This is a genomic window from Streptomyces niveus (assembly GCF_001723055.1).
Lineage (GTDB): Bacteria > Actinomycetota > Actinomycetes > Streptomycetales > Streptomycetaceae > Streptomyces > Streptomyces niveus.
The window spans coordinates 16,963-36,852 of the sequence record NZ_MDCR01000029.1 but is presented as its reverse complement, the minus strand read 5'-3'; the positions used below and the strand labels follow the sequence as shown (position 1 = coordinate 36,852).

19 protein-coding genes are annotated in these 19,890 nt (G+C 70.1%); 8 read left to right on the top strand and 11 right to left on the bottom strand.

The genetic code is table 11. The features are described from left to right. Window positions 1-102: 102 nt before the first annotated feature. From folB to BHU15_RS03885, 3 genes are all read left to right on the top strand, one after another. Complete coding sequence (gene folB / locus BHU15_RS03895) at window positions 103-462, top strand: dihydroneopterin aldolase (RefSeq protein ID WP_023539601.1); 360 nt, start codon at window positions 103-105, stop codon at window positions 460-462. Beyond that, a complete protein-coding gene (folK, locus tag BHU15_RS03890; RefSeq protein WP_023539602.1) occupies window positions 459-1,055 on the top strand; it encodes a 2-amino-4-hydroxy-6-hydroxymethyldihydropteridine diphosphokinase in 597 nt (198 codons plus the stop codon). Before folB ends, folK begins: the two co-directional genes overlap by 4 nt. Window positions 1,056-1,152: 97 nt before the next feature. Further along, the gene (locus BHU15_RS03885) at window positions 1,153-1,644 is read left to right on the top strand and encodes a DUF3180 domain-containing protein (RefSeq protein ID WP_023539603.1); all 492 of its coding nucleotides are present in this window, start codon (window positions 1,153-1,155) and stop codon (window positions 1,642-1,644) included. A gap of 29 nt (window positions 1,645-1,673) precedes the next feature. Here the strand turns inward: BHU15_RS03885 and folE are convergent, their stop codons facing one another. The 6 genes from folE to dacB form a co-directional block, all read right to left on the bottom strand. Continuing rightward, a complete protein-coding gene (folE, locus tag BHU15_RS03880) occupies window positions 1,674-2,279 on the bottom strand; it encodes a GTP cyclohydrolase I FolE (RefSeq protein WP_031230190.1) in 606 nt (201 codons plus the stop codon). Window positions 2,280-2,390: 111 nt separating this feature from the next. Continuing rightward, entirely contained in the window at window positions 2,391-4,418 is a 2,028-nt protein-coding gene (gene ftsH / locus BHU15_RS03875) for an ATP-dependent zinc metalloprotease FtsH (RefSeq protein ID WP_069625865.1), read from the bottom strand. A gap of 195 nt (window positions 4,419-4,613) precedes the next feature. Further along, window positions 4,614-5,174, bottom strand: coding sequence for a hypoxanthine phosphoribosyltransferase (hpt, locus tag BHU15_RS03870; RefSeq protein ID WP_023539606.1), 561 nt, complete (start codon window positions 5,172-5,174; stop codon window positions 4,614-4,616). 68 nt (window positions 5,175-5,242) lie between these two features. Then, window positions 5,243-6,319, bottom strand: a complete 1,077-nt coding sequence (gene tilS / locus BHU15_RS03865; RefSeq protein WP_069625864.1) for a tRNA lysidine(34) synthetase TilS — start codon at window positions 6,317-6,319, stop codon at window positions 5,243-5,245. Between the two features lie 241 nt (window positions 6,320-6,560). After that, window positions 6,561-7,691 (bottom strand): zinc-dependent metalloprotease, encoded by a 1,131-nt coding sequence (locus BHU15_RS03860; RefSeq protein ID WP_069625863.1) that lies wholly within the window; start codon window positions 7,689-7,691, stop codon window positions 6,561-6,563. Window positions 7,692-7,821: 130 nt separating this feature from the next. Then, window positions 7,822-9,258 (bottom strand): D-alanyl-D-alanine carboxypeptidase/D-alanyl-D-alanine endopeptidase, encoded by a 1,437-nt coding sequence (gene dacB, locus BHU15_RS03855; protein WP_069625862.1) that lies wholly within the window; start codon window positions 9,256-9,258, stop codon window positions 7,822-7,824. Between the two features lie 186 nt (window positions 9,259-9,444). Here dacB and BHU15_RS03850 point away from each other — a divergent pair, with 186 nt between their 5' ends. Next, complete coding sequence (locus tag BHU15_RS03850; protein WP_003968257.1) at window positions 9,445-9,939, top strand: inorganic diphosphatase; 495 nt, start codon at window positions 9,445-9,447, stop codon at window positions 9,937-9,939. A gap of 187 nt (window positions 9,940-10,126) precedes the next feature. Continuing rightward, window positions 10,127-11,794, top strand: a complete 1,668-nt coding sequence (locus tag BHU15_RS03845; RefSeq protein WP_069625861.1) for a threonine/serine exporter family protein — start codon at window positions 10,127-10,129, stop codon at window positions 11,792-11,794. Between the two features lie 20 nt (window positions 11,795-11,814). Here BHU15_RS03845 and BHU15_RS03840 read toward each other — a convergent pair whose 3' ends face one another. Both BHU15_RS03840 and BHU15_RS03835 read right to left on the bottom strand, forming a co-directional pair. Beyond that, a complete protein-coding gene (locus tag BHU15_RS03840) occupies window positions 11,815-12,624 on the bottom strand; it encodes a DedA family protein (protein ID WP_079127870.1) in 810 nt (269 codons plus the stop codon). 220 nt (window positions 12,625-12,844) lie between these two features. Further along, the gene (locus BHU15_RS03835; protein ID WP_069625860.1) at window positions 12,845-13,603 is read right to left on the bottom strand and encodes a MerR family transcriptional regulator; all 759 of its coding nucleotides are present in this window, start codon (window positions 13,601-13,603) and stop codon (window positions 12,845-12,847) included. A 144-nt stretch (window positions 13,604-13,747) separates the two neighbouring features. Between BHU15_RS03835 and BHU15_RS03830 the strand changes: the two genes are divergently transcribed. The 3 genes from BHU15_RS03830 (at window position 13,748) to gad (ending at window position 17,232) form a co-directional block, all read left to right on the top strand. Then, window positions 13,748-15,022 carry an ion channel protein gene (locus tag BHU15_RS03830; RefSeq protein ID WP_069625859.1) on the top strand — a complete coding sequence of 425 codons (1,275 nt, stop codon included), beginning with the start codon at window positions 13,748-13,750 and terminating at the stop codon, window positions 15,020-15,022. Window positions 15,023-15,126: 104 nt separating this feature from the next. Next, window positions 15,127-15,744: an NAD(P)H:quinone oxidoreductase gene (wrbA, locus tag BHU15_RS03825; RefSeq protein ID WP_069625858.1), complete on the top strand. Its 618-nt coding sequence runs from the start codon at window positions 15,127-15,129 to the stop codon at window positions 15,742-15,744. A 30-nt stretch (window positions 15,745-15,774) separates the two neighbouring features. Then, window positions 15,775-17,232 carry a glutamate decarboxylase gene (gene gad, locus BHU15_RS03820; protein ID WP_079127869.1) on the top strand — a complete coding sequence of 486 codons (1,458 nt, stop codon included), beginning with the start codon at window positions 15,775-15,777 and terminating at the stop codon, window positions 17,230-17,232. 158 nt (window positions 17,233-17,390) lie between these two features. Here the strand turns inward: gad and BHU15_RS03815 are convergent, their stop codons facing one another. The 3 genes from BHU15_RS03815 to BHU15_RS03805 form a co-directional block, all read right to left on the bottom strand. Further along, a complete protein-coding gene (locus tag BHU15_RS03815) occupies window positions 17,391-18,179 on the bottom strand; it encodes an ABC transporter permease (protein ID WP_069625857.1) in 789 nt (262 codons plus the stop codon). Next, window positions 18,176-19,111 (bottom strand): ATP-binding cassette domain-containing protein, encoded by a 936-nt coding sequence (locus tag BHU15_RS03810; protein ID WP_069625856.1) that lies wholly within the window; start codon window positions 19,109-19,111, stop codon window positions 18,176-18,178. The genes BHU15_RS03815 and BHU15_RS03810 overlap by 4 nt, the downstream gene beginning before the upstream one ends. Before the next feature lie 120 nt (window positions 19,112-19,231). Further along, window positions 19,232-19,873, bottom strand: a complete 642-nt coding sequence (locus BHU15_RS03805; protein ID WP_069625855.1) for a PadR family transcriptional regulator — start codon at window positions 19,871-19,873, stop codon at window positions 19,232-19,234. Window positions 19,874-19,890: the final 17 nt, after the last annotated feature.

Genomic DNA, 19,890 nt, shown 5'->3' with positions numbered 1-19,890 from the left:
GGCAGGCCCTGTCGGTGCCCGCGAGTAGATTCGACCGGGGACATCGGCCGTCCGCATACGGCATAGTGCCCCACTTGACCAACGACAGCAGGAGTGATTCGCGTGGACCGTCTCGCGCTGCGCGGCCTCAAGGCCCGTGGGCACCATGGCGTCTTCCCCCACGAGCGCGAGGAGGGGCAGACCTTCATCGTGGATCTGGTGCTGAGCCTCGACACCCGCCCCGCGGCGGCCGGTGACGACCTGACGAGAACCGTCCACTACGGAATCGTGGCCGAGGAGGTCGTGGCCGTCGTGCGGGGCGAGCCCGTCGACCTGATCGAGACGCTCGCCGAGCGCATCGCGGAACAGTGTCTGAAGCACGACGGCGTCGACGAGGTCGAGGTGACGCTGCACAAGCCGGACGCCCCGATCACGGTGCCCTTCGACGATGTGACCATCACCATCACCCGGAGCCGAGTATGAATCCCCAGAGCGACCCGACCGTTCAGCCGGTGCCGGCCTCGGTGGTGGCGCAGGTCGACGCGGCGGACGTCACCCTGTCCAATCCGAAGCGCGCCGTGATCAGCCTCGGCTCCAACCTCGGCAACCGGCTGGAGACCCTCCAGGGCGCCATCGACGCGCTGGAGGACACCCCGGGCCTGCGGGTCAAAGCGGTGTCACCGGTGTACGAGACGGTGCCCTGGGGCGTCGAACCGGGCACCCAGCCCTCGTACTTCAACGCGGTCGTCGTGGTGAAGACCACGCTGCCGCCCTCGTCGCTGCTGGAGCGCGCCCAGGCCGTCGAGGAGGCCTTCGACCGCGTCCGCGTGGAGCGTTGGGGGCCGCGCACGATCGACGTCGACATCGTGGCGTACGCGGACGTCGTCTCGGACGACCCGGTGCTCACCCTGCCGCACCCGCGCGCCCATCAGCGCGCCTTCGTGCTGGTGCCCTGGCACGACGTGGAGCCCGAGGCGCTGCTCACCGGGCGGGGTACGGTCTCCGAACTGCTCGCCGTCGTGGAGCAGGCCGGCGTGGAGCCGCGCGCGGACCTGGAACTTCGCCTGCCCGACTAGTCGTTAGTCTCTGCGAATCGGCCGACAGGCCGGCCGATCGACCGGGTGCCGACGGCGTGTGTGGATGACGAGTACGGGTGAAGGGCGGGCTTTCGCGGTGACGCAGTTGCGGATCAGGGTTCTGGCGGGCGTCTTCGCCGTGGCCGGGGTGCTCTCCTGGGGCGGTGCCCGCCTCTGGGACTCGCTCGGCACCCTGCCCAGCGTGCCCCTCGCCGCACCCATCGTGCTCGCGGCGATCGCCGTCGTCCTGGCGGCGACGGCGCTCTCACTGCGCTCCCGGCTGCGCGCCCAGCGTGAGCGCAGGCCGGGAGCCAAGGGTGTGGATCCGCTGATGGCGGCCCGCGCGGTCGTGTTCGGGCACGCGAGCGCGCTGGTCGCGGCGCTGGTCGCCGGGATGTACGGCGGCACGGGAGTGTTCCTGCTCGGTTCGCTGGACGTGCCCGCCCGGCGGGACCAGGCTTACTACGCGGGTGCCTCGGTGGTCGCCGGGATCGCGGTCATCGCCGCGGCGTTCTTCCTGGAGCGTGTCTGCAAGCTCCCCGACGGGCGCGACGACGAGAACCAGGGCCACGGCACCGCCCACGCCTGACCGAGCCGCCCCTCGCTCAGCGCAGTGGTTCAGCGGGCCATGATCAGGCTCATCGCCTCGTTACGGGTCGCGGGGTCGCGCAGCTGCCCGCGTACCGCCGAGGTGATCGTCTTGGCGCCGGGCTTGCGCACTCCGCGCATGGACATGCACATGTGCTCGCACTCGATGACCACGATCACGCCGCGCGGATCGAGGATCTTCATCAGCGAGTCCGCGATCTGCGTGGTCAGCCGCTCCTGGACCTGCGGCCTGCGGGCGAACACGTCCACCAGCCGCGCCAGCTTGGACAGCCCGGTGATCTTCCCGTCGGCCGACGGGATGTAGCCGACGTGCGCGACGCCGTGGAACGGCACCAGGTGGTGCTCGCAGGAACTCTGCACCTCGATGTCCTTCACCAGGACCATCTCGTCGTGGCCGAGGTCGAACGTCGTCGTCAGGACGTCCTCGGGCCGCTGCCACAGTCCCGCGAATATCTCCTTGTACGAGCGGGCCACCCGCTCCGGTGTCTCGCGCAGTCCCTCGCGGTCCGGGTCCTCCCCGACCGCGATCAGAAGCTCTCGTACGGCGGCCTCGGCCCGCTTCTCGTCGAACTCGCCGATCACACCCTCGCCGTCCAGCCTCACGGGGTTGGTCATCTGGGCCTCGTTCCTCTGCCGTTCCATGCGCGACCACACAAATGCCGCGCCCCATCAGGCTAAGACCTGTGGGGCGCGGCATCTATTCCGGGCCTGGTGAGAAGCTCGGGATCAGCTCTCCGGACGCTCCTCCGGAACGGCCTCGGCCGCCGGGTCGCCGGTCGTCACACCGGGCAGCGCGCCGTTGCCGCCGGCCGCTCCGTTCGTGAGGGCCAGCTCCTTGGGCGAGAGCACCGGGGGACGTGTCGAAGGCGTACGCCGTGAGGAGCCGGTCCAGGCCGGACGGGCCGGGCGCCGGACGATCGTCGAGAAGATCTCGGCGATCTGCTCCTTGTTGAGCGTCTCCTTCTCCAGCAGCGCGAGGACCAGGTTGTCGAGAACGTCGCGGTTCTCGACGAGGATCTCCCAGGCCTCGTTGTGCGCCGTCTCGATCAGCTTCTTGACTTCTTCGTCGACCAGCGCGGCGACCTCTTCCGAGTAGTCGCGCTGGTGGCCCATCTCACGTCCGACGAAGGGCTCGGTGTTGTCGCCACCGAACTTGATCGCGCCGAGCCGCTCGGTCATGCCGTACTGCGTGACCATGGCCCGTGCCGTCGCCGACGCCTTCTCGATGTCGTTGGCGGCGCCGGTGGTCGGGTCGTGGAAGACCAGCTCCTCCGCCGCGCGCCCGCCCATCATGTAGGCCAGCTGGTCGAGCATCTCGTTGCGCGTGGTCGAGTACTTGTCCTCGTCCGGCAGGACCATGGTGTAACCCAGGGCCCGGCCGCGGGACAGGATCGTGATCTTGTGCACCGGGTCGGAGTTCGGAGACGCCGCGGCGACCAGGGCGTGGCCGCCCTCGTGGTACGCGGTGATCTTCTTTTCCTTCTCGGACATGATCCGGGTCCGCTTCTGCGGGCCCGCCACGACTCTGTCGATCGCCTCGTCCAGCGAGTGGTTGTCGACGAGCTTCTTGTCGCTGCGCGCCGTGAGGAGCGCCGCTTCGTTCAGCACGTTCGCCAGGTCCGCTCCGGTGAAGCCGGGCGTACGACGGGCGACAGCACCCAGGTCGACGTCCGGGGCGACCGGCTTGCCCTTCTGGTGGACCTTGAGGATCTCCAGCCGGCCCTGCATGTCCGGGCGGTCGACCGCGATCTGGCGGTCGAAGCGTCCCGGGCGCAGCAGCGCCGGGTCGAGGATGTCGGGCCGGTTCGTGGCGGCGATCAGGATGACGCCGCCCTTCACGTCGAAGCCGTCCATCTCGACGAGCAGCTGGTTGAGCGTCTGCTCGCGCTCGTCGTGGCCACCGCCGAGGCCCGCACCGCGGTGCCGGCCGACGGCGTCGATCTCGTCGACGAAGACGATCGCCGGGGCGTTCGCCTTGGCCTGCTCGAAGAGGTCACGCACCCGGGAGGCACCGACACCGACGAACATCTCGACGAAGTCGGAACCGGAGATCGAGTAGAACGGGACGCCGGCCTCACCGGCGACGGCGCGGGCGAGCAGCGTCTTGCCCGTACCGGGCGGGCCGTAGAGCAGCACACCCTTCGGGATCTTGGCGCCGACGGCCTGGAACTTCGCGGGCTCCTGGAGGAACTCCTTGATCTCGTGCAGTTCCTCGACGGCCTCCTCGGACCCCGCGACGTCGGCGAACGTCGTCTTGGGCGTGTCCTTGGTAATGAGTTTGGCCTTGGACTTCCCGAACTGCATGACTCGGGAGCCGCCGCCCTGCATCTGATTCATCAGGAACAGGAAGACCACGACGATGAGGACGAACGGCAGCAGGGAGAGCAGCACAGAGACGAACGGACTCTGCTTCGAAGGCGAGACCGTGTAGCCCTGCTTGATGTCGCCGCTCTCGAACTTGGCCTGGAGCTTGGCGGCCAGTTGCGAGCCCTGCGAGCCGATGTAGCTCGCCTGGACCTTGTCGCCGCCCTGGACCTTGGTGCCGTCCTTGAGGTCGATCTTGATGATCTGTTCGTCGCCTGTGGTCAGCTTGACCTGGTCGACCTGGTTCTTGTCGATCGCCTGGACGACCTCGCCGGTGTCCACCGTCTTGTAGCCGCCCGACGAGCCGACGACCTGCATCAACACGACCACGGCGAGGACGGCCAGCACGATCCACATGACCGGCCCACGGAAGTATCGCTTCACGTCCATCCATACGGAGCGAGAACGCCCCGTCCCTCCTGCCCGTAGGTAAATGCTGCTGTGAGAAAAGACTGTTCTTCGGACGGTACCCCAGCATTGTCACCCGCGACCGCACGGGACTGCCGGTAAACCGGTCTTCCCATGCTCCAACGGCGGGAGCGGTGCGGGGGTTCCCGGCCCGGCCCGGCGGGCCCGGTGCCCGGCTCAGCCGCCGTACACATGGGGGGCGAGTGTGCCGACGAATGGCAGATTGCGGTACTTCTCCGCGTAATCGAGGCCATAGCCGACGACGAACTCATTGGGAATGTCGAATCCGATCCATTTCACATCGATCGCGACCTTTGCGGCATCCGGCTTACGGAGCAGCGTGCAGACTTCCAGTGAGGCGGGCTCGCGCGAGCCGAGGTTGGACAGCAGCCACGAGAGCGTCAGACCCGAGTCGATGATGTCCTCGACGATGACGACGTGCTTGCCCTTGATGTCGGTGTCCAGGTCCTTGAGGATCCGGACCACACCGGACGACTGGGTCCCGGCGCCGTACGAGGACACGGCCATCCAGTCCATCGTCACGGGAGTGGACAGGGCACGCGCCAGGTCCGCCATCACCATGACGGCGCCCTTGAGGACGCCGACGAGAAGGACGTCCTTACCCGCGTACTCCGCGTCGATCTTGGCGGCCAGTTCGACCAGCTTCGCGTCGATTTCTTCCTTGGTGATGAGCACCGACTGGAGGTCGGCGCCCATGTCCTTGTGGTCCACCCGCATCACTTTCGTTGTCGGCCAGGAGGCCGGAACTCGCCACCCCGGAGACACAGCCGTCGTGCTTCAGCGCGTCAGCCCTGCCGGATGACCAGTCTGCCACCCTGCCGTTGGGCCTCGACGCGGCCCGGCAGATTGATGGCGCCCTGGCCCCGCCAGCCCGTGATCAGGCGGTCGATCTCCTCGATGTGCCGGGCGAAGAGCGATCCGGCGGGCGCCCCGGCGACGACGGCGGCCCGGCGCAGGACGCGCCGGCGGACGGCGGGCGGCAGCGCGTACAGCTTGGCGCATTCCAGTTGTCCGGTGTCGTCCCGTACGGCGGACTCGACGTCGGCGGCCCACGCGTCGAGGGCGTCGGCGTCGTCGCGGGAGAGCTGCGCCGTACGGGCCAGGGCCTCGACGACGCCCTTGCCGAGCGCCTTCTCCAGGGCGGGCAGTCCCTCGTGGCGCAGACGTGAACGGGTGTACGCGGGGTCCGCGTTGTGCGGGTCGTCCCACACCGGGATCGCCTGGACCAGGCACGCCTTGCGGGCGGTCTGCCGGTCGAGTTGGAGGAAGGGGCGGCGGTAGCGTCCGGTGGCGCCGGAGACGGGGGCCATCCCGGAGAGCGAGCGGGTGCCCGAGCCGCGGGCGAGGCCGAGCAGGACCGTCTCCGCCTGGTCGTCGCGGGTGTGGCCGAGCAGGACGGCGACGGCGCCGTGGCGTTCGGCGGCGGCGTCCAGGGCGGCGTAACGGGCGTCGCGGGCGGCTGCCTCGGGTCCGCCGTCGCGACCGACGGTCACGGCGACGGACTCGACGGGGTCGAGTCGCATGGCGGTGAGCCGGGAGACGACTTCGGCGGCACGGAGGTCGGAGCCGGACTGGAGGCCGTGGTCGACGGTGACGGCGCCCGCGCGGACGGAGAGCTTGCGGGCCTCGAAGGCGAGGGCGGAGGCGAGCGCCATGGAGTCGGCGCCTCCGGAACAGGCGACGAGCACCAGCGGCCGTTCGTCGGCCGGGGGCGGTGCGGCGGCGCGGTCGGCGACGGCCGCGGTGGTGAGCCGGGAGCGCTCGATGTCGGAGCTCGCGCGTTCGGAGCATTCGGTGATGACGTCGTGGAGTACGCGGCGGACCGCCAGGCGTATCGCCGCGACCGCAGGATGGGGACCCATGTCCGGTGCCCTTCGTGATATTTGGGGGGTGCCTCGGTCGGAGTGGGGACGGGGTTCAGTCACACAGAGTGCGTCGATGGTGACAGAACCGGGCCGTTCCCCGAGCATTGCACGCCTACCCACCGCCCACGGTCCCTCGGATGGGTGATGCTGTCCCATTCCGGTGGACACATGTGGACGTTGACATCCAGGGCGGGTCCTCGCGGCCCCCTCCCAAGGAGGCCGCGGCCCTGCCGCTGCTCTAGGAGTCGGCCTTGCGGTGCACCCGTGCGATCCAGTCGGCCGGCTTGGCGATCTCCGCCTTGGTGGGAAGGGTGTTGGGGGAGGTCCAGACGCGGTTGAAGCCGTCCATGCCGACCTCGTCCACCACGGCTCGTACGAACCGCTCCCCGTCCCGGTACTGCCGCAGCTTCGCGTCCAGACCCAGCAGCTTGCGCAGCGCCTGGTCGAGCCGGCTCGCGCCCTTGGCCCTGCGCTGCTGGAACTTCTCGCGGATCTCGGCCACCGAGGGCACGACCTGGGGCCCGACGCCGTCCATCACGTAGTCGGCATGGCCTTCGAGCAGCGACATGACGGCGGTGAGACGGCCGAGGATCTCCTTCTGGCCGGGGGTCTGCACCAGCTCGACCAGGCTCCGGCCGTCGTCGTCCTCCTCGCCCTCGGGGCGGTTGCCGGTGAGCGACTGGGCCGCCTCACGCAGGCGTTCCACGACGGTGGAGGGGTCGACGTCGGTCTCCTCCAGGAATGACTGGATCTCGCCCTCAAGGTGGTCACGCAGCCACGGCACGCCGGTGAACTGGGTGCGGTGGGTCTCCTCGTGCAGACAGACCCAGAGCCTGAAGTCGTGCGGGTCGACGCCCAGTTCGCGCTCGACGTGCACGATGTTCGGCGCGACGAGCAGCAGCCGGCCGCCACCGCCGTCACTCGAAGGCAGGTCGCGGCTCGGCGGCGCGAACGTCTCGTACTGGCCGAGGACACGGGACGAGAGGAAGGACAGCAGCATGCCCAGCTCGACGCCGGTCACCTTGCCGCCGACCGCGCCGAGGACGGCGCCGCCCGGGGTGCCGGAACGGCGGTCCTGCATCTTGTCGAGGAGCGGCTTGAGCAGCTCGCGGAAGCCCGCGACGTTCGCCTTGATCCAGCCCGCGCGGTCCACGACCAGGACCGGGGTGTCCGGTGGCTCATGGCCCTCGGGGATCATCCGCGTGAAGGCGCGCACGTGCTCCTCGGCCGCCTTGGCGTGCCGCCGCAGCTCGGCGACGATCTCGCGGGCCTCGTCCCGGCTCACTTCCGGTCCCGGCCGCGCGAGGCGGGTCGCGGTTGCCACCGCGAGATTCCAGTCCACCATCTCGGCCCCACCGATGCTCGTCATGCGTCAACCGTACGTGCTCGGGCCGAAAGGCGGTGGGGTGTCGGCCGCGCCTTCGCCGTCCTGGGCGGTCCGGGCCGGCGCCCGGGTGGTACCCCCGACCGCGCCGGTCGCCGTGCGGGGGCGGGGGCGGTCAGGACGTGAGTTCCGCCGAGAGGTGGTCCAGCGCCCGTTGGGCCGTATCGGGGCCCGGGGCCTTCTCCGCCAGGAAGGCGAAGGCGAGGAGCCGTCCGCCGGGTCCGACGACCGTGCCCGCCAGAGAGTTCACGCCGGTCAGCGTGCCGGTCTTGGCCCGGATCATGCCGCTGCCGGTGATCGCGTCGGCGTCGGTGTACCGGCCCTGGAGCGTGCCGCTGAATCCGGCCACCGGGAGGCCGGTGAGAACCGGGCGCAGCTCGGGCCGGTCGGGGTCGGCCGCGCGGGCGAGCAGCGCGGTGAGCAGGCCGCTGGTGATCCTGTCGTGGCGGTTGAGACCGCTGCCGTCACGCAGGAGCGCGCCGCCGACGGGCAGTTTCTGCTCCTTCAGCTCGGCCTGCACGGCCTGTTGGGCGCCGGCGAAGCTCGCCGGCCTGCCCGCCTTGATGGCGGTCTGCCGGACGAGTGATTCGGCGATGTCGTTGTCGCTGTTCGTCAGCATCCGTTCGACCAGGGCGGACACGGGGCGCGAGTACGTCACCGCGAGACGGTCGGCGTCCTTGGGCGCCTTGCGCATGACCGGAGGCCCGGAGGTCTTGAGGCCGCGTTCGCGCAGGAGGTCGGCGAAGACGTCGGCGGCGTCGCCCGCCGGGTCGCCGCTGCGCGGTGCCGGGCCGCCGAAGGAGTCGCGCGCGGAGTCGTCGAGGCGGCCCTGGCCGTTCATCAGGGCGGTGACGGGGGCGATGTTGTCGTTGGGGCCGATCGGGTGTTCGCGGGGCCCGGAGTACAGGGAGACGTCGAAGCGGAGGGCGACCTCGTGGACGCCGCGGTCGCGCAGCGCCCTGGCGGTGTCCTCGGCGAGGGCGCGCAGGCGCTTGCGATCGAGGGTGGCGTCGCCGCCGCCGACGAGGGTGATCTCAGTCGGGTCGTCGCCCTTGGCCTTGTCGTCGGCCGTGACCACGGTGGTGCCGATGCGGTGGTCGGGGCCGAGTGCCGACAGCGCGGCGACCGCCGTCGCGATCTTGATGGTGGAGGCCGGTGCCATCGGCCGGTCGGCCCGCTCGCCGAACAGCTGCTTGCCCGTCGCCACATCGACGACGGACGCCGCGGGCGCCGGTCCGAGGTCGGGGGATTCGAGCAGCGGCCCGAGGGTCTTCCTGAGGCCGTCCGGCAGATCGGCGGGCGCGGACAGGGACTCGACCGGTGGGGCGAGTTCGTCGAGCACTCCGGCGGCGCTGGGCGCGGGCGCCGGCTTGCCCGGGTGTCCACCCGGGTGATGTGCGCCACCTGTACGGCCCTGAGCGGCGGCCCAGTCCCGCTCGGCCTTACGCTGACCGGAGTCCCAGGGGCCGGCCAAGGCCACCGCCCCGGCCGCCAGTACCAGGCCGAGCACGGCGGAACCTGCCGTGAGCTGCCACACTTTCGGCTCAAGCACGGTTGATCAGCCCCTTTCGCGATCACACAGCTGCGTGGGGGACACTTAATCACTGCGCGTTGCCACGAGCACGGTGCCCCGGCCAGCGATGGCCGATCCTGCTCGGCCCGGGGTCGGCCCCGGTGACGTGCGGTATCACCGACAGCAGCATCACTGACAGTTGTGTTGATCATGGAGGAGCCACCCGTGGAGTTCGACGTCACCATCGAGATCCCTAAGGGTTCGCGAAACAAGTACGAGGTGGACCACGAGACCGGCCGGATCCGCCTTGACCGTCGTCTCTTCACCTCGACCAGCTACCCGGCCGACTACGGCTTCGTCGAGAACACCCTCGGCGAGGACGGCGACCCGCTGGACGCGCTGGTCATCCTGGACGAGCCGACGTTCCCCGGCTGTCTCATCAAGTGCCGCGCGATCGGCATGTTCCGGATGACGGACGAGGCCGGTGGCGACGACAAGCTGCTGTGCGTCCCCGCCTCGGACCCGCGCGTGGAGCACCTGAGGGACATCCACCACGTGTCGGAGTTCGACCGCCTGGAGATCCAGCACTTCTTCGAGGTCTACAAGGACCTGGAGCCCGGCAAGTCGGTCGAGGGCGCGGACTGGGTGGGCCGCGCCGAGGCGGAGGCCGAGATCGAGGCCTCGTACAAGCGCCTTGAGGCGCAGGGCGGCGCGCACTGAGCGCGCGTCACATGGGCCGGAGGGCCCGAGGCGCCTGAACAGGCTCCTACGAGCGGCGGGCAGCGCACCGTACGGGTGCGCCGTCCGCCGCTCGCGTGCGCCCGTACGAAGGGGCGTGTCCATACTGAACGGATGACTGTGCGAACCGTGCCGGAGCGGCACCGACGAGAGTGAGTGAGGGCGAGCAGTGGTGGCCGACCGGGACGAGGCGGAGGACCGTAAGCCCCCGTCCGACGAGGCGCACAGCGCGTTCACGCCGCCGTCCGGCATGGACCAGGTGCACGTTCCGGAGGAGGACAGTCCCACCTCGGAATTCGCGGTTCCGCAAGGGCTGAGCCCGGAGAGCACCCAGGAGACCGAACGGTCGGCCTTCGATCCGCCGCGGACCTATCGCGCCAGGCAGTCGCCCCACGCCTTCACCCCCGCGGAGGGCGTGCCCGTCGTCCGGCTGCGCAAGGAGGTGCCCTGGCAGGACCAGATGCGCACGCTGCTGCGGATGCCGGTCGGGGACCGGCCGGTGGCGGAGATCGTGCAGCGGCACGACGAGGCGGGGCCCGCCGTCCCGCGCGTGCTCGACCTGACGCTGCGTATCGGCGAGTTGCTGCTGGCGGGTGGCGAGGGGGCCGAGGACGTCGAGGCCGCGATGTTCGCCGTCAGCCGCGCGTACGGTCTCGACCGCTGCGAGCCGAACGTCACCTTCACGCTGCTGTCGATCTCCTACCAGCCGTCGCTCGTGGACGACCCGGTGACGGCCAGTCGCACCGTACGCAGACGGGGCACCGACTACACCCGGCTCGCCGCCGTCTACACGCTCGTCGATGACATCACCACCGAGGACACCGACATCACGCTGGAGGAGGCGTACCGGCGGCTGGCCGAGATCCGGCGTAACCGGCATCCGTATCCCGGCTGGGCGCTGACCGCCGCGAGCGGGCTGCTGGCCGGGTCGGCGTCGGTACTGGTCGGTGGTGGTCTGGTGGTGTTCGTCGCGGCGATGATCGGCGCGATGCTGGGCGACCGGCTGGCCTGGCTGTGCGCGGGGCGCGGGATTCCGGAGTTCTACCAATTCGTGGCCGCCGCGATGCCGCCGGCCGCGATCGGCGTCGCGCTGACACTGGGCGCCTCCCACACGAACTGGGACATCCGGCCGTCCGCCGTGATCACCGGTGGGCTCTTCGCGCTGCTGCCGGGGCGGGCCCTGGTCGCGGGTGTCCAGGACGGACTGACCGGCTACTACATCACCGCCGCCGCCCGGCTGCTCGAAGTCATGTACTTCTTCATCGCGATCGTGATGGGGGTGCTGATCGCGCTGTATCTGGGCGTCCAGCTGAACGCCCAGCTCCACCCCGACGTGCCGCTCCAGGCCGGGGAGGGGCGGCCGGTGCTCCAGATCTGCGCCGCCGTGGCGCTGAGTTTCGCCTTCGCGATCCTGCTCCAGCAGGAACGATCCACCGTGCTGATGGTGTCCCTGAACGGGGGCGTGGCCTGGACCGTGTACGGGGCGATGCACGACACCGCCGGGATCTCGCCGGTGGCGTCGACGGCGGTGGCCGCCGGTGTGGTGGGGCTGTTCGGGCAGTTGTTCTCCCGCTACCAGTTCGCGTCGGCGCTGCCGTACGTCACCGCGGCGATCGGGCCGCTGCTGCCGGGCTCCGCGACGTACTTCGGTCTGCTCGGTTTCGCGCAGAACAACGTGAACGTGGGGCTGGCCTCGCTGTCCACGGCCGCCGCGCTGGCCCTGGCGATCGCCATCGGGGTCAACTTCGGCGGCGAGCTCTCCCGGCTGTTCCTGAAGGTGCCGGGGTCGGGACGCGGTTCGAGCCGCCGCGCGGCCAAGCGGACGCGCGGCTTCTGACGGCGTGGGTGCGGTGTCTCCTACCGCCTGGCGTGACGCCCGCGCGACGGGCCCTCGGGGTCGTCCTGCTGGCCGTACGGCCGGGGCGCCCCGTACTCGTCGCGCGTGACCCGCAGCTGCTGGGTCTGGAAGTCCTGCGGCACCTGGGTGTGGTCGGCGGGCGGCACGTGCCCCGCGGTCGCTGTGGGCTCACCCGACGCGGCGGCCTTCTTGGACTTGGAACGCGCCCGCATGAACTCGATCACGATCGGCAGCACCGAGAGCAGCACGATCAGGATGAGGATCATCTCGATGTTCTTGTGCACGAACTCGATCTTGCCGAGGGCGGCACCGAGCAGGGTGACGCCCGCGCCCCAGAGCACACCGCCGATGATGTTGAACGTGACGAACGACCGGTAGTTCATGCGGCTGACGCCCGCGATGATCGGCGTGAACGTCCGCACGATGGGCACGAAGCGGGCCAGCACCAGCGACTTGGGGCCGTACTTCTCGAAGAACTCGTGCGCCTTCTCCACGTTCTCCTGTTTGAAGAACTTGGAGTCCGGGCGCTTGAAGAGCGCCGGGCCGACCTTGCGGCCGAAGAGATAGCCGACCTGGTCGCCGATGATCGCCGCCAGCACGATCAGCAGACAGACGAGCCACAGCGGCCTGTCGAGCGTGCCGGACGTCACCAGGAGTCCGGTGGTGAAGAGCAGCGAGTCACCCGGCAGGAAGAAGCCGATGAGCAGGCCGGATTCGGCGAACACGATGACCAGGACGCCGATCAGGCCGAAGGTCCCGATCAGATAGTCCGGGTCAAGCCAGCTCGGTCCGAGCGCAAGGGTTGTCACGAGGTCCGGGGCTCCTGAGTCGATAGTCGGTCGATCGTCGAAATCGGCCGTCGCTGCATCAGCGTCGTCCAGCCGCCATCAGCGGTTGTCGGCTGCCCAAAGCTATCAACGCTCCGCCCCTCATTGAGGTTCCACCCGGGCCGCACGGCTTGAGATGGGCGTGGCCGGGTCCGAAGCGCGCGTTTCGTCCCCGGTCCACGCCGCTGCTCCCCGTCGGCGGCTATCCGACCCGGTCGGCGTTCGCGTGTATCGCCGCCCTCACGTGCTCGGCCAGGCCCGGCCGCATCGAGTCGTAGAACTCCCGGAACCGCTCGTCGGACACATACAGGTCACCGAGGCCCCGGTGGATCTCGGGTGTGCAGTCGTAGAACCACTTGGTGATGTGCCGGCGGTGCTCCTCGGCCATGGCCACGGCCCGCTCCCCGGTCGGGGGCTCACCCGCCTCCATGAGCGCGTCGTAGCGCGCGCCCCAGTCGGCGACCTCGTCCTGCATCCGCTTCCAGTCGTCCTTGGTGTAGCGGGCGACGCGCCGCTGGGTCTCCTCGTAGCCCGGCGTCCCGCCCCAGCGCTGCTCGGCCTCCTCGCCGTACCGCTCGGGGTCCTTGCCTCCGAAGACCTCGAACTTCTCCTCGGGGGAGAGATTGATGCCCATCTTCTTCGCCTCCATGGCGTGCTCCACTGCCTCGGCCATCTTCTGGAGTTCGGCGATACGGGCCGACAGCAGTTCGTGCTGGCGGCGCAGGTGCTCCTGCGGGTCCGCGTCGGGGTCGTCCAGAAGGACCGCGACCTCGTCGAGCGGGAAGCCGAGCTCCCGGTAGAACAGGATCCGTTGCAGGCGGTCCAGGTCGGCGTCGTCGTAACGCCGGTGTCCCGCGTGGTTGCGGCCGCTCGGGGAGAGCAGGGCGATCTCGTCGTAGTGGTGCAGCGTGCGCACCGTGATTCCGGCGAACACCGCCACCTGTCCCACGGAGTAGCTCATGGCCTTCCTCGCTCCCTGCCGTCCACCGGTCCGTGTCGTCCGGTGGTGTTCGGTACGGCATCAGCCTGTGTCCTCACGCCACGTGAGGTGCAAGCCTCTTCCCATGGGGACGGTTTGCCGCATTTGTGCCATTACGGTGTGCGCGTGGCCACTGACACTCCGTCCGCCCCGTCGGACCCTTCCGGGCGCACGCTCCTTCCGCTGATTCTTCCCTCGCTGGCCGTCGGCGTGCTCGCGAGCCTTCTCCTGCTCGGGATCAGCGGGCTGGCCGATCTGCTCAAGAACGTGCTCTGGCAGACGCTGCCCGACGCGCTCGGCATCGGCCCTCACTCCTCCCTGTGGATGATCGTGATGCTCACCGCGACCGGGCTCGCGGTGGGTCTGGTCGTACGGCAGGTGCACGGGCACGCGGGACCCGACCCCGCCACGACCGGGCTCGTCGACCGCCCGCTGCCGCCCGGCGTCGTGCCCGGTCTGCTGCTGGCCACCGGACTGGCCCTGGCGGGCGGGGTGAGTCTGGGCCCCGAGAACCCGATCACCGCGGCCAACATCGCGCTCGCCTACTGGCTCGGCCGCAAGATCGCCCCTGACGCCCCGGCCGCGCTCTGGGTCTCGCTGGCCGCCGCCGGCACGATCGGGGCGCTCTTCGGCACGCCCGTGGCCGCCGCGCTCATCCTCACGGAGACCTTCGCGACCCAGCCCGGGCCGGGCTCGCTCTGGGACAAGCTCTTCGGACCGCTGGTCGCCGCCGGGGCCGGCGGGCTGATGACCGTACTGATCGACCACCCGACCTTCGACCTGTCGCTGCCCAACTATCCGGGGGGCCGCTGGACCGACGCCCTGGGCGCGCTGGTGATCGCACCGACCGCCGCGGCGCTGGGTATGGCCGCCGTGTACGCCTTCCCGTACGCCCACGCCGTCTTCCGGCGCGTCGGGCGTCCCGTACTCGCCCTGACCCTCGGCGGACTGCTGCTCGGCCTCCTCGGGGCGCTCGGCGGATACCTCACCCTCTTCAAGGGGCTGGACGAGGTGAAGACGCTGGCCTCCGACCCGGACGGCTGGTCGGCGGGGCAGTTCGCGCTGATGTCGGTGGTGAAGCTGGTCGCCATGACGATCGCGGCGGCCTGCGGCTTCCGGGGCGGACGGATCTTCCCGGGCGTCTTCGTCGGAGTCTCGCTCGGGCTCTGCGCGCACGCGCTCGTACCGGCCGTGCATCCGACCGTCGCGGTCATCTGCGGGGTGCTCGGGATCCTGCTCGCGATCACCCGGCAGGGATGGCTGAGCCTGTTCACCGCGGCGGTGCTGGCCGCCGACCCGAATCTGCTCCCCCTGCTGTGCGTGGCCACGCTGCCCGCCTGGCTGCTGGTGACCGGGCGCCCGAAGATGCAGCTCGACGCCGACGGCGCGGCTCTGCGGTGACGGGCGCCGACGCGGCAACCCGAACGGACACCCGACGAGCCGATGGACCGTTTTGTCCGTATCGTCGCGCCTGACATCCCTAGTCGATCACCGAGGTAGCCACCATGCCCGCGTCCGTGAACGTCGCTGTCATCTACTATTCCGCCACCGGCACCATCACCACGATGGCCAAGGCCATCGCCAGGGACGCCGAGGCCGCCGGAGCGGCCGTACGGCTCCGCAGGGTCGCCGAACTCGCCCCGCAGTCGGCGATCGACACCAATCCGGCCTGGGTCGCCAACATCGAGGCGACCGCCGACATCCCCGAGGCCACGCCCGACGACATGATCTGGGCGGACGCCGTGATCTTCGGCAGCCCCACCCGCTACGGCAATGTCACCGCGCAGCTCAAGCAGTTCCTGGACACCCTCGGCGGCCTCTGGCAGCAGGGGCAGCTCGCCGACAAGATCTACAGCGGCTTCACCGCGTCGGCCACGCTGCACGGCGGCCAGGAGACGACGCTGCTCGCCCTGTACAACACCATCCACCACTTCGGCGGCATCCTCGTCACTCCCGGCTACACGCACGAGTCGAAGTTCGTCGACGGCAATCCGTACGGCACGTCGCACGTCTCCGGATCGGGCGACCTCCCGGTGAACGAGCAGACGCTGACCGCCGCCCGCGTCCAGGCGGAGCGGGTCGTGCGATTCACCCGCGCCATCAAGGCCGGCCTCGGCGGCTGAGGCGAGAGACCACGGGAGGCAGGGAAAGCGATGGCACTCCACCGCGGCACGCAGGGCGCCGAGGGCAATATGAGAGGTCCGGCGGAGGATCCGGCGGACGATCACAGCGAGCGGCGCCGGCTGTCGCTCAACCCCTTCTTCGGCGAGGCCGACCCGACCAACGGGATGTCGTCCGCCCCGCCCACGCACCGGCTGCCCGACGGCCCCATGCCCCCGTCCACGGCCTACCAACTCGTCCATGACGAGCTGATGCTGGACGGCAACTCCCGGCTCAACCTGGCGACCTTCGTCACCACCTGGATGGAGCCCCAGGCCGGGGTGCTGATGGCGGAGTGCCGGGACAAGAACATGATCGACAAGGACGAGTACCCACGGACCGCCGAGCTGGAGCGGCGGTGCGTCACCATGCTCGCCGACCTCTGGAACGCCCCCGACCCGACCGCCGCCGTCGGCTGCTCGACCACCGGCTCCAGCGAGGCCTGCATGCTCGCGGGACTCGCGCTCAAGCGCCGGTGGACGGCGAAGAACCGGGACCGCTATCCGGGGAGCGCCAAGCCCAATCTCGTCATGGGCGTCAACGTCCAGGTCTGCTGGGAGAAGTTCTGCAACTTCTGGGAGGTCGAGGCCCGCCTCCTTCCCATGGAGGGCGACCGCTTCCACCTCGACCCGCAGGCGGCCGCCGATCTCTGCGACGAGAACACCATCGGCGTCGTCGCCATCCTCGGCTCCACCTTCGACGGCTCCTACGAACCCGTCGCCGAACTCTGCGCGGCCCTCGACTCCCTCCAGGAGCGCACGGGTCTGGACATCCCCGTCCATGTCGACGGCGCGTCCGGCGCGATGGTCGCGCCCTTCCTCGACGAGGACCTCGTGTGGGACTTCCGGCTCCCGCGCGTCTCCTCGATCAACACCTCCGGGCACAAATACGGCCTGGTCTACCCGGGTGTCGGCTGGGCGCTGTGGCGCACGTCGGCCGAACTGCCCGAGGAACTGGTCTTCCGCGTGAACTACCTGGGCGGGGAGATGCCCACCTTCGCGCTGAACTTCTCCCGGCCCGGCGCGCAAGTCGTCGCCCAGTACTACACGTTCCTCCGGCTCGGCCGGGACGGCTTCCGGGCCGTCCAGCAGGCGGCGCGGGACGTGGCCTGCGGGCTGGCCGACCAGATCGGGGCGATGGACGACTTCCGGCTGCTCACCCGCGGCGACCAACTGCCCGTCTTCGCCTTCACCACCGCGCCCCAGGTGACGAACTTCGACGTCTTCGACGTCTCGCGGCGGCTGCGGGAGCACGGGTGGCTCATGCCCGCCTACACCTTCCCGGCCAACCGCGAGGATCTGTCCGTCCTGCGCGTGGTGTGCCGCAACGGCTTCTCGGCCGATCTCGCCGCGCTGCTGCTCGCCGATCTGCGGCTGCTGCTGCCGGAACTGCGGCGCCAGCCGCACCCCTTGGGCCGGGACAAGTCGGCGGCCACGGCCTTCCACCATTGAGCGGCGCGTGAGCGCGGAGATGATGCGCATGGATTCCCCCCGAGGTCCGCGGAGCACCGTGCGCCGCGTGCGGTTCTGCCTCTGATACACCGCGAACCCCGGAAAGGTTCCAGCCGCCGGCCGGTCGATGTGCGGCGACCGGGCCGACGGCCGGAGGGTCAGTGGCTGAGCCTGCGGAACCGCCCGACCGCCAGCGGGAAGAACAGCGCGATCAGCGCCACCGGCCACCCCACCGCGAGCAGATGCGCGTGCTCGGCCGCCCACGACCCGCTCAACTGCCCCGGCACGCCCGCCAGATCACGTACCGCCGCGGCCGTCGCCGACAGCGGGTTCCACTCGACCGCGGCCCCCAGCCAGCCCGGCATGGACTCCGGTGTCGCGAACGCGTTGGAGAAGAAACCGATCGGCCAGACCAGGATCTGCACCGCCTGCACCATCTCCGGCTTGCCGGCCACCATCGCCAGGTGAATGCCGAGCCACAGCATCGCGAACCGCAGCAGGAGCAGCAGCCCCACCGCCCCCAGCAGCGCCGCGGTGCCGCCGTGCCAGCGCCAGCCGAGCGCGAACCCGACCCCGATCATCACCACCAGGCTCAGCGCCGACTGCATCATGTCCGCGACGCTCCGGCCCACCAGCACCGCCGAGGTCGCCATCGGCAGGGAGCGGAACCGGTCGATGACGCCCTTGCCCAGATCCTGGGTGACGGCCAGCATCGTGGACTCGAGCCCGAAGACCATGGTCAGCGCGAGCATTCCGGGGACGAGGAAACCGATGTACTCGCCCTCGACGCCGCGTCCCGCCCCCATCAGATAGCCGAACATCAGCAGCAGCATCACCGGGAACACCAGCCCGACGACCACCTGGACCGGCTGTCGCCGCCAGTGCGCCAGTTCGCGCCGGGTCATCGTCCAGCTGTCGGTGATCACCCAGGCGTTCGCCGTACTCATACGGCCTCCTTCGTACGGTGGGTCAGCCGCAGAAAGACCTCGTCCAGCGTCGGTCTGCGCACCACGATGTCCTCCGCCTCGATCCCGGCCGCCTCCAGCGCCTGTACGACCCTGGTCAGCTCCGCCATCCGGTCCGCGGCGGGCACGCCGATCAGCCGGCGGTCCGCGTCCACCGTCGCCTCGTCCCCGAACAGCCGTGCCGCCGCCGCCAGTTGGCCCGCGCCGCGCACGACGACGTCGATCCGGTCGCCGCCGACCTCCGCCTTGAGCCGGTCCGCCGTCCCCTCGGCGATCACGCGCCCGTTGTCGACGACCGATATGCGGTCCGCCAACTGGTCCGCCTCCTCCAGATACTGCGTGGTCAGCAGGACGGTCGTGCCTCCGCCGACCAGTGAGCGCACGGCGGCCCACACCTCGGCCCGCCCGCGCGGATCGAGTCCGGTCGTCGGCTCGTCCAGGAAGAGCACCGCCGGATCGGTGATGAGCGACGCCGCCAGGTCGAGGCGGCGCCGCATGCCCCCGCTGTACTGCTTGATCGACTTGCGTCCGGTGTCGGCGAGCCCGAAGCGCTCCAGCAGTTCGTCGGCGCGCGCCGCCGCGCGCCGGGCGCCCAGGTGGTGGAGCCGCCCGAACATGTCGAGGTTCTGACGCCCGCTCAGTTCCTCATCCACCGCCGCGTGCTGTCCGAGCAGCCCGATCCGCCGGCGTACCTCCTGCGCCTCCGTACGGAGGTCGTGCCCCGCGACCCGGGCCACACCCTCGTCGTGCCGCAGGAGCGTGGCGAGCACCCGTACGGCCGTCGTCTTGCCCGCGCCGTTCGGCCCGAGAACCCCGTGCACGGTGCCGCGCGCCACCACCAGGTCCAACCCGTCGAGCGCCGCCTTCTCCCCGTACCGCTTGCGTACGCCTTCCATGACGATCGCGTCGGTCAATGTCTTCGCCTCCAGCCCCTTCGCCGCGTAGTCAAATTTGACTACGCGGCGAAGGGTAACCACAGGGAGCTGGATTAATCAAACTTGATTAGAGGAGATTCCGACCCGCGCCGACGGCCGTCAGTCGTCGTCACCCTCGGCGCGAACGTCCGTCGCATACGGGTTCTCCTCGCCGTCGGCGAGCACCCCGACGAAGGGATCACCCTCACCCGAGAAGACGTGCGCGCCGGCCTCGATGCGCGCGATGAATCCGCGCGTCCACTCCACACCGGAGTCGGCCTGGCTGATCCAGAGGTTCATGATCTCGCCGATGTGCCCGAGCTGCTCCGGGCCGTCCTCGGGCACGTAGTGCTCCGTCACGGACGCCCGCCAGCCCTCGATCGCCCGCACGCGTTCCTTCAGCAGCTCGACGGCCTCCGCGCGCGGCAGGTCGACGATGAAGCCGACGCCGGCCGTCAGCACGTCCGCCTTCTGGTCGTAGGCGACCAGAGACTCGCGCAGCAGCCGGAAGTACTCCGCCGTCCCGGCCTCCGTCAGCTCGTACTCCGTACGAGGCGGACCGCCCGCGGTGCTCGGCGCGACCTCGTGCGCGAGCAGCTCCCCCTGCTTCGCCAGCTGCTTCAGCGCGTGGTAGATCGAGCCGGGCTTGGCGTTGGACCACTCGTGCGCGCCCCAGAACTCCAGGTCGTTGCGGATCTGATAGCCGTGCGCGCGGCCGTGCTGGCGCACCGCGCCGAGCACCAGCAGCCGGATCGCTGACATCGCCGTACCCTTCTATT

Bases quoted from the DNA above. Each gene is read 5' to 3' on its own strand.
- BHU15_RS03805 (WP_069625855.1), bottom strand. From the start codon at position 19,873: ATGTCAGCGATCCGGCTGCTGGTGCTCGGCGCGGTGCGCCAGCACGGC.
- ftsH (WP_069625865.1), bottom strand. From the start codon at position 4,418: ATGGACGTGAAGCGATACTTCCGTGGGCCGGTCATGTGGATCGTGCTG.
- BHU15_RS03860 (WP_069625863.1), bottom strand. From the start codon at position 7,691: ATGACGAGCATCGGTGGGGCCGAGATGGTGGACTGGAATCTCGCGGTG.
- BHU15_RS03815 (WP_069625857.1), bottom strand. From the start codon at position 18,179: ATGAGTACGGCGAACGCCTGGGTGATCACCGACAGCTGGACGATGACC.
- BHU15_RS03835 (WP_069625860.1), bottom strand. From the start codon at position 13,603: ATGAGCTACTCCGTGGGACAGGTGGCGGTGTTCGCCGGAATCACGGTG.
- gad (WP_079127869.1), top strand. From the start codon at position 15,775: ATGGCACTCCACCGCGGCACGCAGGGCGCCGAGGGCAATATGAGAGGT.
- tilS (WP_069625864.1), bottom strand. From the start codon at position 6,319: ATGGGTCCCCATCCTGCGGTCGCGGCGATACGCCTGGCGGTCCGCCGC.
- hpt (WP_023539606.1), bottom strand. From the start codon at position 5,174: ATGCGGGTGGACCACAAGGACATGGGCGCCGACCTCCAGTCGGTGCTC.
- folE (WP_031230190.1), bottom strand. From the start codon at position 2,279: ATGACCAACCCCGTGAGGCTGGACGGCGAGGGTGTGATCGGCGAGTTC.
- wrbA (WP_069625858.1), top strand. From the start codon at position 15,127: ATGCCCGCGTCCGTGAACGTCGCTGTCATCTACTATTCCGCCACCGGC.
- folK (WP_023539602.1), top strand. From the start codon at position 459: ATGAATCCCCAGAGCGACCCGACCGTTCAGCCGGTGCCGGCCTCGGTG.